The sequence below is a fragment of the Limnohabitans sp. genome (genome assembly GCF_031539175.1).
Classification (GTDB): Bacteria; Pseudomonadota; Gammaproteobacteria; order Burkholderiales; family Burkholderiaceae_C; genus Limnohabitans.
On record NZ_JAVKLQ010000025.1, the window covers coordinates 17,809 to 30,713 of the forward strand.

16 protein-coding genes are annotated in these 12,905 nt (G+C 56.3%); 11 read left to right on the forward strand and 5 right to left on the reverse strand.

Translation table 11 applies throughout. From position 1 onward, the window contains the following. Positions 1–9 precede the first annotated feature (9 nt). From RMS95_RS04665 to RMS95_RS04680, 4 genes are all read right to left on the reverse strand, one after another. A complete protein-coding gene (locus tag RMS95_RS04665) occupies positions 10–1,443 on the reverse strand; it encodes an amidase (protein ID WP_310644017.1) in 1,434 nt (477 codons plus the stop codon). Between the two features lie 11 nt (positions 1,444–1,454). Further along, on the reverse strand, positions 1,455–2,903 hold the full coding sequence (locus RMS95_RS04670) for an amidase (RefSeq protein ID WP_310644018.1): 1,449 nt from the start codon (positions 2,901–2,903) through the stop codon (positions 1,455–1,457). Positions 2,904–2,954: 51 nt separating this feature from the next. Further along, entirely contained in the window at positions 2,955–3,941 is a 987-nt protein-coding gene (locus RMS95_RS04675; protein WP_310644020.1) for a tripartite tricarboxylate transporter substrate binding protein, read from the reverse strand. A 121-nt stretch (positions 3,942–4,062) separates the two neighbouring features. Then, positions 4,063–5,058, reverse strand: coding sequence for a helix-turn-helix domain-containing protein (locus RMS95_RS04680; protein WP_310644022.1), 996 nt, complete (start codon positions 5,056–5,058; stop codon positions 4,063–4,065). Positions 5,059–5,177: 119 nt separating this feature from the next. On the opposite strand from RMS95_RS04680, the gene RMS95_RS04685 reads away from it, so the two are divergent. The 8 genes from RMS95_RS04685 to RMS95_RS04720 are packed head-to-tail and all read left to right on the forward strand — an operon-like array spanning position 5,178 to position 9,686. Continuing rightward, positions 5,178–6,389, forward strand: coding sequence for an amine dehydrogenase large subunit (locus RMS95_RS04685; protein ID WP_310644024.1), 1,212 nt, complete (start codon positions 5,178–5,180; stop codon positions 6,387–6,389). Positions 6,390–6,398: 9 nt separating this feature from the next. Beyond that, complete coding sequence (locus RMS95_RS04690) at positions 6,399–6,941, forward strand: MauE/DoxX family redox-associated membrane protein (protein ID WP_310644025.1); 543 nt, start codon at positions 6,399–6,401, stop codon at positions 6,939–6,941. Further along, positions 6,941–7,531, forward strand: a complete 591-nt coding sequence (gene mauD / locus RMS95_RS04695; RefSeq protein ID WP_310644027.1) for a methylamine dehydrogenase accessory protein MauD — start codon at positions 6,941–6,943, stop codon at positions 7,529–7,531. The genes RMS95_RS04690 and mauD overlap by 1 nt, the downstream gene beginning before the upstream one ends. A 12-nt stretch (positions 7,532–7,543) precedes the next feature. Then, on the forward strand, positions 7,544–8,080 hold the full coding sequence (locus tag RMS95_RS04700; RefSeq protein WP_310644029.1) for a methylamine dehydrogenase light chain: 537 nt from the start codon (positions 7,544–7,546) through the stop codon (positions 8,078–8,080). Next, a complete protein-coding gene (locus RMS95_RS04705; protein WP_310644031.1) occupies positions 8,080–8,532 on the forward strand; it encodes a cytochrome c in 453 nt (150 codons plus the stop codon). The genes RMS95_RS04700 and RMS95_RS04705 overlap by 1 nt, the downstream gene beginning before the upstream one ends. Then, entirely contained in the window at positions 8,533–9,012 is a 480-nt protein-coding gene (locus RMS95_RS04710; protein ID WP_310644033.1) for a cytochrome c, read from the forward strand. Between the two features lie 52 nt (positions 9,013–9,064). Continuing rightward, positions 9,065–9,469: an aspartate 1-decarboxylase gene (gene panD / locus RMS95_RS04715; RefSeq protein WP_310644035.1), complete on the forward strand. Its 405-nt coding sequence runs from the start codon at positions 9,065–9,067 to the stop codon at positions 9,467–9,469. Between the two features lie 4 nt (positions 9,470–9,473). Beyond that, positions 9,474–9,686, forward strand: coding sequence for a GDCCVxC domain-containing (seleno)protein (locus RMS95_RS04720; protein ID WP_405023360.1), 213 nt, complete (start codon positions 9,474–9,476; stop codon positions 9,684–9,686). A gap of 168 nt (positions 9,687–9,854) precedes the next feature. Here RMS95_RS04720 and RMS95_RS04725 read toward each other — a convergent pair whose 3' ends face one another. Next, on the reverse strand, positions 9,855–10,352 hold the full coding sequence (locus tag RMS95_RS04725) for a hypothetical protein (protein WP_310644038.1): 498 nt from the start codon (positions 10,350–10,352) through the stop codon (positions 9,855–9,857). Positions 10,353–10,573: 221 nt separating this feature from the next. On the opposite strand from RMS95_RS04725, the gene RMS95_RS04730 reads away from it, so the two are divergent. From RMS95_RS04730 to RMS95_RS04740, 3 genes are all read left to right on the forward strand, one after another. Then, positions 10,574–10,915: a hypothetical protein gene (locus RMS95_RS04730; protein ID WP_310644040.1), complete on the forward strand. Its 342-nt coding sequence runs from the start codon at positions 10,574–10,576 to the stop codon at positions 10,913–10,915. Between the two features lie 115 nt (positions 10,916–11,030). Next, positions 11,031–12,002, forward strand: coding sequence for a hypothetical protein (locus RMS95_RS04735; RefSeq protein ID WP_310644042.1), 972 nt, complete (start codon positions 11,031–11,033; stop codon positions 12,000–12,002). A gap of 412 nt (positions 12,003–12,414) precedes the next feature. Beyond that, entirely contained in the window at positions 12,415–12,753 is a 339-nt protein-coding gene (locus tag RMS95_RS04740) for a hypothetical protein (protein WP_310644044.1), read from the forward strand. The last annotated feature ends 152 nt before the right edge of the window (positions 12,754–12,905 follow it).

Consider the following 12,905-nt stretch of genomic DNA (forward strand, 5'->3'; position numbering starts at 1 on the left):
AAACGCCCCTTAAACGGGGCGTTTTGCTAACAAGTCGGCACTGGCGGCTTCATAGGCTGCGGCCACTTGCAACAACGCCGCATCGCCTTGCGGACGCCCCATCAATTGCAGCCCCATGGGCCACGGCTGCGTGGCATGAAAACCGGCGGGCACGCTGATGGCCGGTAACCCACCCAACGTGGCGTAAATGGTGGACTCCATCCAGCGGTGGTAAGTGTCCATCGTGCGCTCGCCAATCTGTTGCGGCCAACGCTGTGCCAACGCGAAAGGCCACACCTGTGCAACGGGCAAAGCGATCACATCCACGTTGTCAAACAGACTGAGCAGATGGTGGTAGAAGCTGGTGCGGGTTTGGCTGGCTTTAGAGAAGTCGGTGTAGCTCAAGGTCAGCGAATGGTCGTACTCCCACAACGCTTCGGGCTTGATCTGCGCACGCGCATTGGGCAGCACCATCAACGCCCCCACACGCGGCCCGACCAAAGCGCGACGCCACGCCAGCCAGCATTGCCACAAACGGTCTGTGTCAAACCCCAACGACAGCGGCGTGACGATGGCCCCTTGCGCTTCCATGCGCTGCAAGGCTTGCTCGCACACCTCCAAAATGCCGGGCTCGGTGGCCAAATAGCCATTCAAGTCGCCCAGCCAACCGATGCGCACCCCTTTGAGCTTCGCGGCATCGCACACCAAGCCTTCTGCGCTGAACGGTGACGACAGCGACAACGGCACGCGTGGGTCGTGGCCCGCTTGCACTTGCAGCAGCTTGGCCAAATCGGTGACGGTGCGGGCCATGGGGCCTTCGGTACCCAGCTGGTCTAACCACACATCAGCGCCGGGGCCATACGGCACACGGCCTTGGCTGGGCCGCATGCCAAACACATGGTTCCAACCTGCGGGGTTGCGCAATGAGCCCATGAAGTCTGAGCCATCGGCCACGGGCAACATGCGCTGCGCCAAAGCCACGGCGGCACCGCCACTGCTGCCACCGGCACTCACTTGACGGTCCCACGCGTTGGGAGTCGCGCCAAACAATTCGTTGAAGGTATGCGAGCCCAGACCAAACTCAGGCATATTGGTTTTGCCCACCACGATGCTGCCTGCCGCTTTCATGCGCGCAGCCATCACACAGTCTTTTTGCGCCATCGCATCTTTGAGCAAGGGACTACCAAAGGTGGTCGGGAACCCGACCGTCGAACCCGTGTCTTTGATGGCTTGTGGCATGCCGTGCATCCACCCCCGCGACTGCCCCGCGGCTAATTCTGCGTCGCAGACGTCGGCTTGCGCGAGCAAAACGTCATCGGGTGCCATGTTGACGATAGCGTTGTAAATCGGGTTGAGTTGATGAATGCGTGATAGGTAAGCCTGCATCACTTCGGCGCAAGAGACTTGACGCTGGTGAATGGATTCGGACAGTTCGCAGGCATTAAGGTCGGTGATATCGGTCATGTGAATTCATCTCATCCAAGGTGTGCAGGTGCAACAAAACCGCACCATTCGTTTTCGAGCCAATGGGCCATTTTCAAGCACAGCGGATCGGCAAACGTGTTGCCAATGATTTGCGCCCCCACGGGAAGCCCTTCCGAGCTTTGCCCAATGGGAATGGCGGTGGCGGGAAGGCCGACCACGCCAGGGTAGCCCGCCCAAAACAGGCTGTCGGTGTGGGGCTGGTCCTGGCCGTTGACTTGGAGCATGCGCTCCCAGCGCTCGCCTTGGTGGTTGTGCAAAAAGGCGGGTGACGTGGCCACCGGGGTGATCAGCAGGTCCACCGATTCAAAGTAGCTTTGCCACTTGGCACGCAGCACGGCGCGTTGCTGGTCGAATTCGACCCAGTCGCGGTGCGTCAGGGTGCTGCCGCGCCAAACGCGCTCGCGCATGGTGTCTTGCGCGGGGTCACTTTGCGCGGCCAGTGTTTGAAAGCGCGTAAAGGTCGCGTCGTCCAGCAAGGCGCCAGTGGCTGAGCGCAGCAGGTGCATGTACACGCGGTGCGACTGCGCACTGTCCACTGGGCGATGGTCGTCCAGCACGGTCACGCCTTGTGACCGCAAAAAATCGGCCAGTGCATGCAGCTGGTCCTGAATGCTGCCGTCCACCCGTGCCTCGGGGTCGTCGTAGACGATGGCCACGCGGCATTGCCAAGGGGCCTTGTCGGTCACTCGCCATTGGGAGGGTGTCCAGCCCAGCGGACCGAACTGCGCGAGCGGCGAGGTCAGCACTTGCATGGCCAGTTGGAGGTCTTGGGCGCTGCGCGCCAGTGGCCCGGCTACGGCAATGTCCAGGCTGTCAATGCAGCGCATCCCCGGCAGCTGGTGGCCTTGCATGGGCACCACGCCCCAAGTGGGCTTATGGCCATACACACCGCAGTAATGTGCCGGGTTACGGATGGAGGCACCGATGTCGCTGCCCAACTCCAGCGGGGTCATGCCTGCGGCCAGCGCGGCACTGGATCCGCCCGATGAGCCACCCGGACTGCGGCTCAGATCCCAAGGGTTGTTGGTCGTGCCGTACACAGGGTTGAACGATTGCCAGTCACTCAGCGCAACGGGCACATTGGTTTTGCCAAAGACCACCGCACCAGCGTCCAGCAGGCGCTTCACGGCCACAGCGGGCTGATGTGCGATGTTTTCCTGGTAGTCCGAAATGCCCCAGCAGGTGGGCGTGCTCGGCAAATCAAACGCTTCCTTGACGGTCATGGGCAGACCGTGCAACAGCCCCCAGTCTTCGCCCCGAGCGCGTGCCACATCAGCTGCCGCTGCGCGTTCGCGAGCAGCGTCAAAAAGTCGCACCACCACGGCGTTGATGCAGCTGTCGAGTTGCTCGACTCGGGCGATGTGCTGCTCTAGCAGCCTCACGCTGGTGGTGTGTCCGGCGTTGAGTTGACGCAGCAGCGAAGTGGCCCTGTCAAACATCAGGGGGGCGCGCTGAGCTTCGTACGGGCAGCGATTGGCTGAAACTGCGCGTCACTGCGGTTGCAAATTGATCGATTTCGCAATCGCTTGGTAACGCGCAATTTCCGCAACGTAAAGCTTGTCCAACTCTGCGGGCGTCATGGGCTTGGGCAAGGAGTTGCCGGTCCCTTCGTAGGCTTTGCGAACGTCTGGGTTTTGCAAGCCATCGTAAATGGCCTTGTTGAGTTTGGCGGTCACATCGGCGGGGGTGTTTTTAGGCACTTGAATGCCTGCCCACAAATCGAACTCAAAGCCCTCTAAGTTTTTGTTAATGGCCAAAGGCTCCAACTGTGGAAAGCGTGCCAAAGGCTGCTTGGCGGTGATGCCCAAGGCCTTGACCTTGCCTTCTTGGATCAAGGCAGGCACGTTGCCCACCAGCGGCATGAACACCATGTCAATTTGACTGCCCATCAAGTCGGTCAAGATGGGCGCCATGCCTTTGTAGGGCACGTGCAGGGTTTTGGCTTTGGTGAGTTGCGTGAAGCGCTCGCCCACCAAGTGGTAGAGCGAACCCGGACCCACGCTGGCGTAAGACAGTTCTTTGGCCCCTGGTTTTTTGGACAGCTCAATCAACTCATTCACGTTGTTGGCGGGTAAGTCTTTGCGGGTCAACAGCACCATGGTGGTGGTCACCAATTGCGCAGCCAGTTTCAGGTCTTCTGGTTTGTACTTGACAGCGTTCATAGCCAAGGGAGCCAGCATCAGTTCCATGGGCGAACCCAGCACCAATTGGTAACCATCTGCAGGGGCGCTCAGTACTTTCTGAACGCCTAAAGCGCCACCCACGCCGCCAATGTTTTCCACCATCACTTGCTGCCCCAATTGTTTGGACAACTCGGGTTGAATTTGTCGCGCCACAAAGTCTGAACCGCCACCTGCGGGGTAAGGCACGACCATCGTGAGCAAATGGCTGGGGTAGTTTTGCGCCCAAGACGACAGCGCCAAAGCGCTGAGAGTCGCCAACATGAACGTGCGTTTGGTGGAGGTGAACAAGTGCATAAAAGTCCTTCGCAGAGACAAGGTGTGTCAAAACCCCAAGCATGGCGGCGCTGCGGCACAAGGGCTATCAAAAATTGGCAAATTCGTGCTCGGGATTACCCGTGCTCACGTCAAACGAGCGTTATGCAGAAGCCCGTAAGGTGGCCGAGGGCAACTCACCAAAGAGGCGTTTGTAGTCTTGCGAAAACTGGCCCATGTGCCAAAAACCCCAGCGTGACGCAATGTCGAACACGCTTTGTCCGTCATGGGCTTGCTTGAGCGCTTGCTGCGTCCGGTTGAGCCGCGTGATGCGCTGGTACTTCATCGGACTCATGCCCAAAATTTCTTGGAAACAGTAATTGAGCTTGCGGCTGCTCACGCCCACACGTTTGCAAATGTCGAGCATGGACAGTGCTTCGTCGTCGCTGGTTTGCAGCATCCAATCACACGCGCGGTGCACCACGGCTTTGCGCATGCTGGCGGCACGCACATCGGACACATCGCAAGTGGCGGGCAAGGCGTCGATCCACGCCAAAATCACGTCATCGCGCAAGATCTCCAGCGCTTTGGTGGTGGCCGCCAATGGCAAGCCTGATTGACTGCACTGAAAAATCTGCTGGTGCAAAGCCAGCAAACACTGCGCACGCTCCGCCCCTATGGACACCACACGCTGATGTGACACCCACGCCGCCATCGATGGGTGATGGGTTCGGGCCCACAACGACGCCAACAGCTCGGCATCCACCACGATGCCAATCAAATGAAAGTGGGCAGGGCTGCACAAATCGAGGCCATCGCTGGGCCCCACCATGATGTCGTGCTGACCAACCATAGCGCCAGAGAACAAGGCAGAACCTGCGTTTGCCGAAGCTGGCAAGGCAAACAAATAACTGTCATCGCCCAAATCGCCGCGTTGTCGAATGGCTTGGTTGGCCCCTTCGTGTACCAAGCTCACACCCGGCAATTGCATCAGATGGACTTGCCCTACAAATTTGCCGCACGACATTTGGTCGTACTGCAGCGACCAGCCCGCTTGGGCCTGCGCTTGCTCATGCGCGTCGTGGGTGGTGACAAAGCGTGACCAAGGCTGAGTGGCGGGGCCGCCCAAGCGATGGTCAGAAACACAGGTGTTGGACATGGTGTGAGTTTAGTCAGCCGTGCCCTAGTACAAACCCCGAATCAACTGTGCCAAATCTCGATAGCGCGTCAACCCCACGCCTTCTTAGGATGAAACAAATTTTGATGAAGGAGGGGCTTGTGAGCTTGCACATATTCACCACGCACCATGCGCCACGTTGGCTAGCCCGCTGCGCACTGGGGGCGACGTGGACCGCTGGGGCCTTGCTGTGTCACGCCGCACCCGCCGCGCAGGCGACCATGGAGCCCTTAGCCGCTGAGACTTTGACGGCAAGCCGCATCGCGCGAGAAGCCACACAACGGGTGTACGTCGCCGACATCGCGATTGGCCATATTTCTGACGGCCGCATTCGGGTATTTGACGCCCAACAGGGCAAGTTTTTGGGCATGGTGTCCACCGCGTACGCCGGCAACTTCACCGTCAATCCAGCAGCCCACGAGTTATACGTGGCCACCACGCACCTGAGCCGCAGCTCACGCGGGGATCGCACCGACGTGTTGGAGGTGCACGACACCGAAAGCTTGGGCTTCAAGTACGAGGTGATCTTGCCGCCCAAACGCGCCCAAGCCCTCAACTACCGAGGCTTGGTGCGCACCAACAGCTCAGGGAACTGGGTGCTGGTACAAAACGCGACGCCCGCCACCTCGATCACCGTGGTGGACTTGACCCAACGCAAAGTGCTCACCGAAGTCGCCACACCCGGCTGCTGGGGTGTGCTGCCATCGGCCACACATGCCATGCGTTTTTCGATGCTATGCGGCGACGGCAAAGTGGCCACGGTCACGCTCAACGAACAAGGCCAAGTGACGGATCGTCAGACCACTGCCCAGCTGTTTGACGCCGATCTGGATGCATGGTTTCACCACGCCGAGCAGGTGGGCGATCGTTACTGGTTTGTCTCTTTTAAAGGCGTACTCACCGAACTCGATGTCAGCGGCCCCGTGGCCGTTGTGCGTCAGACACGCTCCTTGGTCAATGCGGCGGCTGCACGTCAAGGCTGGCGTCCAGGCGGCTACCAAAATTTCGCGGTCGACCCCAGCGGCCAACGCCTTGTTGTCGCCATGCACGCCCAAGGCAGCGAAGGTACACACAAGCGCCCTGCCCAACAGCTGTGGACCTTTGACCTGCAAAGCGGCAAACGGCTGAGCACGGTCCCTGGACGCGGCACGATCTCGCTCACCTTTTCAAGGGACGGCCAACGTCTGCAGGGCTTAGATGGCGAACGCGGTGGCATGACCATTTGGCGCTGGTCAGACATGGGCCCCAAAAGCGTGCAAACCACGGTCGTCAAGGCGGGCGAGTCGTCGATGCACCTTGAATCGCACGACTAGGAACACGACATGGACATGATCTGGAACACCCCTTTGTGGGTCGTGATTGCAGCAGCAGCGCTGGCCGTGTTGTTTGCCCATGCGGCTTTGCTCAAAGTGACCGACCTCGATTTGCTGGTGCATCACTTGGCAGGCTATGGCGTGCCTGTGAACGCGCGTGCCAGCGTGGCACGCACGGTGATCGCGTTGGAGGGTTTTACGGCTGGGGCGCTTCTTTCGCCATGGCGCGACTTAGGTGCTGGCTTGGCCGCACTGCTCTTGGGCGTTTACGCCTTGGCCATGGCCTTGCAATTGCTGCAACGCCGTGTGATCGACTGCGGCTGTGGCGGTCAAGCTCTGCCCATATCGTGGGTGTTGGTGCTGCGAAACGCCTTGTTGATCGCCTTGTCATGGTCCGCCAGTCAACCCGCCGACATGCGCGAGTTGGTATGGGTCGACTTTGGCGTGGTGGTCGCCGCCGTGTTGCTGATGGTGGTGCTCTACACCGCCATTCACCAAGTACTGATGCAGCAAGCTTTGCTGCGCCAGCGTCTGTTTTCTGGGAGCTTGTGATGAACGCTTTGACAATTTCTGTGGTCTTGTTGTGGGTCGCGGTGCTGGTGTTGGCCGTCCTGTTGTGGGCCATCTCGCGGCAAGTGGGTGTGCTGTTTGAGCGCGTCGCACCGATGGGGGCCTTGGTCACCGACTCGGGTCCACCCGTGGGCGCACCCTCGCCGGTGTTTCAGCTGACGGGCATCCAATCGGAAGCGGTTCAAATTGGTGGCGAACAAGCCGTACCCAATTTGGTGTTCTTCTTGTCACCCACTTGCCCTGTGTGCAAAAAACTGCTGCCCGTGCTCAAGGCTGTCGCACAGGACGAACGTCAACACCTGCGCATTGTTTTAGCCAGCGATGGTGAAGCGTCTGAGCATTTGCAGTTTGTGCAACAACAAGGTTTGGGCGACATGCCTTATGTGCTGTCGACCCAACTCGGCATGGAGTACCGCGTGTCGCGCCTACCTTACGCCGTGTTGCTCGACAAGCAAGGCGTGGTGGTGTCCAAAGGTTTGGTGAATTCGCGTGAACAGCTCGACAGCTTGCTCAATGCACACGACATGCAAACCCCCACGATTCAGCAATACCTCAGCGGCTCGCCCGCGTAAAGGAGTTCGGTCATGCAATGGCTTTTGAAACTTCTGGACCGATTCACCGAACGGTCGGTTCGCAACGTGGCCCACACCCACGGACGACGCAGCCTCATCACCAAAATTGGCGTGGCCTTGGTGGGCGGTGCTGTGTTGCCCATGCTGCCTTTTGACCGCAGCGGACAGTTCATGTCCGCCAACGCGGCGCAACCCAAAAAGCCTGCCCCCAACCTCGACCCCACGCAATGCGAGTACTGGCGCTACTGCGCATTCGACGGCTACTTGTGCACCTGCTGCGGTGGCTCGCTGACGCAATGCCCGCCGGGCACCGAAGCGTCCAAGGTGAGCTGGGTGGGTACCTGCTTGAACCCAGAAGACGGACGCCACTATTTGGTGTCTTACAACGACTGTTGCGGCAAAGGCTCGTGCGGCGAATGCTTGTGCAATAACAACGAGCGCGAACGCCCGGGCTATCGACTGGGTGTGCATAACGACATCAACTGGTGCATGGCCAATACCAGCTCAATGTTTCACTGCACCACCTCCATCATCGTGGGGTTGGCCTGATGCGTTGGCAGCACCGTCTTCTCGCACTCGCCTGCGCTTTCGCCAGTCAAAGCATTGGGGCACAAACCCCAGGTGCCGCCTTGTTTGAAGCACATTGCAGCGCGTGCCATCAAGCAGATGGCAGCGGCACAGTCGGCTTAGCCCCAGCACTCAAAGGCGCGCACTGGCTAACCTTAGGCAAAGACCGCCAATACTTACCCACCGTTTTGACCAAGGGCCTATCGGGTCGAATTGAGGTGAATGGTCAAGTATTTGTAGGCAGCATGCCTGCCTTTGCGTCACAACTCGACGATGCGAATTTAGCATTGCTGGCCCAACATGTGCGTGTGTTGCAAAACAGCGCTGAAACCGAGCCACCTTTCACCGCCGCCGAACTTGCGACCGCCCGACAAACGGCAGGTAGCCCACCTCAAACGCGCCAACGACGACAAGCCTTATTGGGCTTACGCTGAATGCACCTGCGCAACGCCTTTGCCACAGTACTGACCACCCTGTGTACCACGTTGACTGGCGCAGGTGTATTGGGTACCGCTGCCCCTGTGCGGCCCCATGCAGAGTCGGTCGCCAAAACCAGCAGCCCACGCAGCCTCTATGTGCTGCACTGCGCAGGCTGTCACGGCATGGATGGTTCTGGCTCTGAGCAAGGGCAAGTGCCCGACATGCGGCGCTTGGGTCGATTTTTACAACACCCCGAAGGCCGCAAATTTTTGGTCCAAGTCCCCGGCGTGATGGGTTCAGGCCTGAATGACAAAGACGTAGCCCAAGTCACCAACTGGGTGCTGACCACCTTGGCCACCGACATCGCGCCGCAAACCTTTGTGCCCTACACAAGCCCTGAAATTGCGGCAGCACGGGCCAACCCCTTGAGCGATGTGATGGCCACACGCGCCCGTCTACTAGCCACTGATCAACACCCAGTCGGCCCTGATTGACAAGCGCGGGCCCACTATGATGGCGGGATTGTTAGTTTCAACCTGCTTTGCCATGTTCCGCACCCTGCTCAAATCCAAAATTCACCGCGTTGCCACCACCCAGTGCGAATTGCATTACGAAGGCTCCTGCGCCATCGACGAAAACCTGCTCGACGCCGCCAACATTTGTGAGAACGAACAAGTCCACATTTGGAACATCAACAACGGCGAACGCTTCATCACCTACGCTATCAAAGGCGAGCGTGGCTCGGGCATGATTTCGGTCAACGGCTCAGCGGCTCGCCGAGCGAGTGTGGGTGACTTGTTGATCATTGCTTCGTTTGCGCAAGTGCATGAAGACCAAGTGGCTAAGCATGAACCGCAATTGGTGTTCGTAGATGAGAAGAACCAACAAGTGGGCTTGCGTCACCATGTGCCCACGCAGGCGGCGCCTGGGCATGGGACGGATGAGTGTTGAGCTGATGCAAACACACTCCACGCTGACCTGCCCTGAATGCGGACATGCCCAAGAGATGGAAATGCCTACCGATGCTTGTCTGTTTTTCCATGAATGCAGTAACTGCAAAGTTCTGCTCCGTCCTCTGGCGGGTGATTGCTGCGTTTTTTGTAGCTATGGCTCAGTCAAATGCCCACCCATTCAAGCTCAAGGTTCGTGCTGCGGCAACTCCAACTGACTAGGCCTTGCGCTGCCGATGAGCACGATTGCACGAGCTAACCCATGGTGAGTTTTGCGTTCTTTTCGGTCAAAAATACTAGTTTGCAAACTAGTTTTCCACCGTGCTGTGAGCGTCGATTTAATTTACGCTGGCGCTAGAGCGTTACTGCGGTAACGGTCATAGCACTCAATCTTGCGGTTTCTTGCTCAAAAACAAGGTGGCCGTGTGAAACAGCGACACCACGATAAAGCAGCCCAGAAAATCACCCAATGCCATGGCAGCACTATTGCTCCATTGAGCCTCAATGGCTGATACACCTTCCATCAAGTAGGCAACGTTATGCACGATGCCGTTGAGTACGCTTGCTACCAATGACAGCACCACAATGTGCCAGTAGCGCAAGTTGTATAGGTCGCGGTGAATGCCCAGCGCTCGCATGACTGTGTACGAGGCAATGGGGTAAGTCATCAAGCTGACAAAGGCAAAGCTGAACACAGTGACCATAGATTTGTCAGGCCAAATCCCCGCCCCCAAATACACGCTCACAATCAAGATGCCCATCACGGCGGGAAGTCGCCCCACCAGAACTAACAACAGCTTGACACCTGCTGGTATGAACAAAAGACTAATGCCCGGGGTGTATACAAAGTAGCTGTCTAGGAGTTGGTTAAGTCGAAATGACAAGCCAAATCCCATCCCTGCAACAACAAGAACGGCAAATTGAGTCCAACGTATATCTGACAATTGACGCAAGCGTTGACTTTCACAAGATTTGTCATTTGAAGCAAAATTGCTCTTTTTCATTTTCGCTCAAAAGTTTTTCTCACCATCTCAGCCGAGCCAAATTCATCCGTTCTAGGCTAAGCTAGACGTATTAAATGCTGAGTGCGTCTCCCCATTAAGTCATGGCTGATCGTAATTTTTATCTTCGTTTTATTGGGCTGGTCAATGCATTTCAGAAGGATGCAGGCATTGATGCGCTTGACCCTACAGCCTTACGTTTGCTTGAGGTCATTACCCAATCTCACGCATCAGGCAACCCACTCAAAGTGACCGATGCCATGGCTTTGGGTGAAATCGCATCACCTGCCACCATGCATCGCAAAATCGAAGCGCTAAAAACGCAGGGCTACGTTGCCACGGAATTCCAAGGTGACAACCGTCGCGCTCAGTACTTGGTGCCCAGTGCACAGGGACTTGGCTACCTTGATGCTCTGGGCCAAGCACTGCTTCAGGCTGCAAAGTAAGTACGCACAGCAGGCATGAGGCCACAAAAAACTCAACGCCAGCGCAAAACATTATTTGTTTGAAAATATATAACGTTATACTGTTGATAATTTCAACAGATTGTAGGACGTTCAAATGCACACCTCACTTCGCATTGCGCTAAGCGCAACTCTTTTGTCATCGCTTTTTGCATGTGGCGGAGGAGGTGGCGGTGCTACTGCTGACACCCCTATAAATGGTAAGTTTGTGGACGCAGCCGTTGCTGGTTTGACTTACACAACAGCAACGCAGAGTGGCACAACAGACGCCAGCGGCTTGTTCAAGTACAAGTCTGGCGAGACAGTGACATTCAAGCTGTATGGTCAACAAATCTCTACAGTGCCTGCGCACACGACACTGACCCCATACGACACAAATGACGACACGATCGGTGTTGATTACTCATTAAATTTAGTCCGCTTCTTGATGGCCATTGACACTGATGCCAATCCAGCCAACGGCATTACATTGCCGACTTTCACGGGCACATTTAACGTGAACTTCAATCAAGATTTGTTTGCATTTGAAGCGGACCAAACAGTCGCAAGCTTTTTGACAACCTATGCAGGTGGCAGAAGTTTGGCAACCATACAAGATGCCATCACTCATTTCATGGGCTCAATCGCATCAGCCAATGACTCTTACACGTTGAACGTGAATGGGAAAACCGCCACCGATGTTGTCACAAACAGCTACTGCTCAAACAACTTCGTTCAAGGTTGGAGCATGAGCTTTAGCCCATCAAGCGTCACCATGGTGGGCGACGATAGTTTTGTCACCCATAACGACCGTATTTGTACGGCCACAGGAACGGAAACATTGGTTGTGTCGTATCACTCAATTACCACTGGAGACCTATTTGACTGCGCCCCCCAGTGTTCATGGTCTCAACTCAACCGAGTGACATACGTACCTAGCGATGCAGATGGCCGAACCGCCATTGTGACCACTTGGCACACACCAAACACGAACAAAATTACAAGTACCAAGCGCATCATCTTGGACCCTAACCACATGGGGCAACCTGCCGCACTTTCCACCATTAAAGACGTCATCACGCTGAACTAATTTTCTGTCTACTGGCTTAGCCAGCAACGACGTACATCTAAGCCCCATCACTTAAAAATTGATGGGGCTTTTTCATGTGTATAGCAAAAGCGAGGTCATCGTGTCTAAGCGTTTGGATGAGAACAATCGATCTACGTTTGAACTCCACGCCAGCTACTTTGCAGAGCCCTAGTCTGTGAACGTGCTTTGTCGGCTGTTTTCGCACGAACGAGACCACTGTAGTAACAGTCACAGCACTCAATCTTGCGGTTTTTACTCACAAGCAAGGTGGCAGTGTGAAACAGGCCTCCACAAATAGCACCCATCTATCTAGGGGCCTACTCCGTTGGTTCTAGAGCGAATTTTGTATTGAGCTATTGAATCGGCATCTCTAGCATCGCTAGTCTAAATTCAACCTACGAAGCCAGACTGCATGAACCGATTGAAAACAGGTATTTTGCTGGGAGTATGCTTGCTGGCAGGCATGGCATTAGCTCCCTATGCCGGTGCAAAAATCACAAACACCCCAAAGTTTCAAACAACGCTGGGCAACGATGAAGACACCTTCATATTCGTAGGCCAATGTCCAAGCGGCGAAAAATATCGCATTGTGTCCTACCAAATAGATGTCTCGGGGACGAGTCAGTCGTTTTACGACTATGAGGGACCAGCTGGCAAGGGCAAGGTCAGCACAAGTGCATCACCCAAAACCATGTCTGTTCGAGTTTGCCGACGGTTTGCAGAAATCATCAATCAGAACTACTGGGAATAGCCTGTTGATGATTCATTTGGCGGATTCAAGGACGAAGTGCAACAAAGATGAACTGGTTATAGGTGGCTGAGGATGCGAGAGCATCATGGCCGCTTTAACCGCCAAATCGAAATTGCCCAATGTACAAGCACCTCAGCCGAGAAGAACGATAC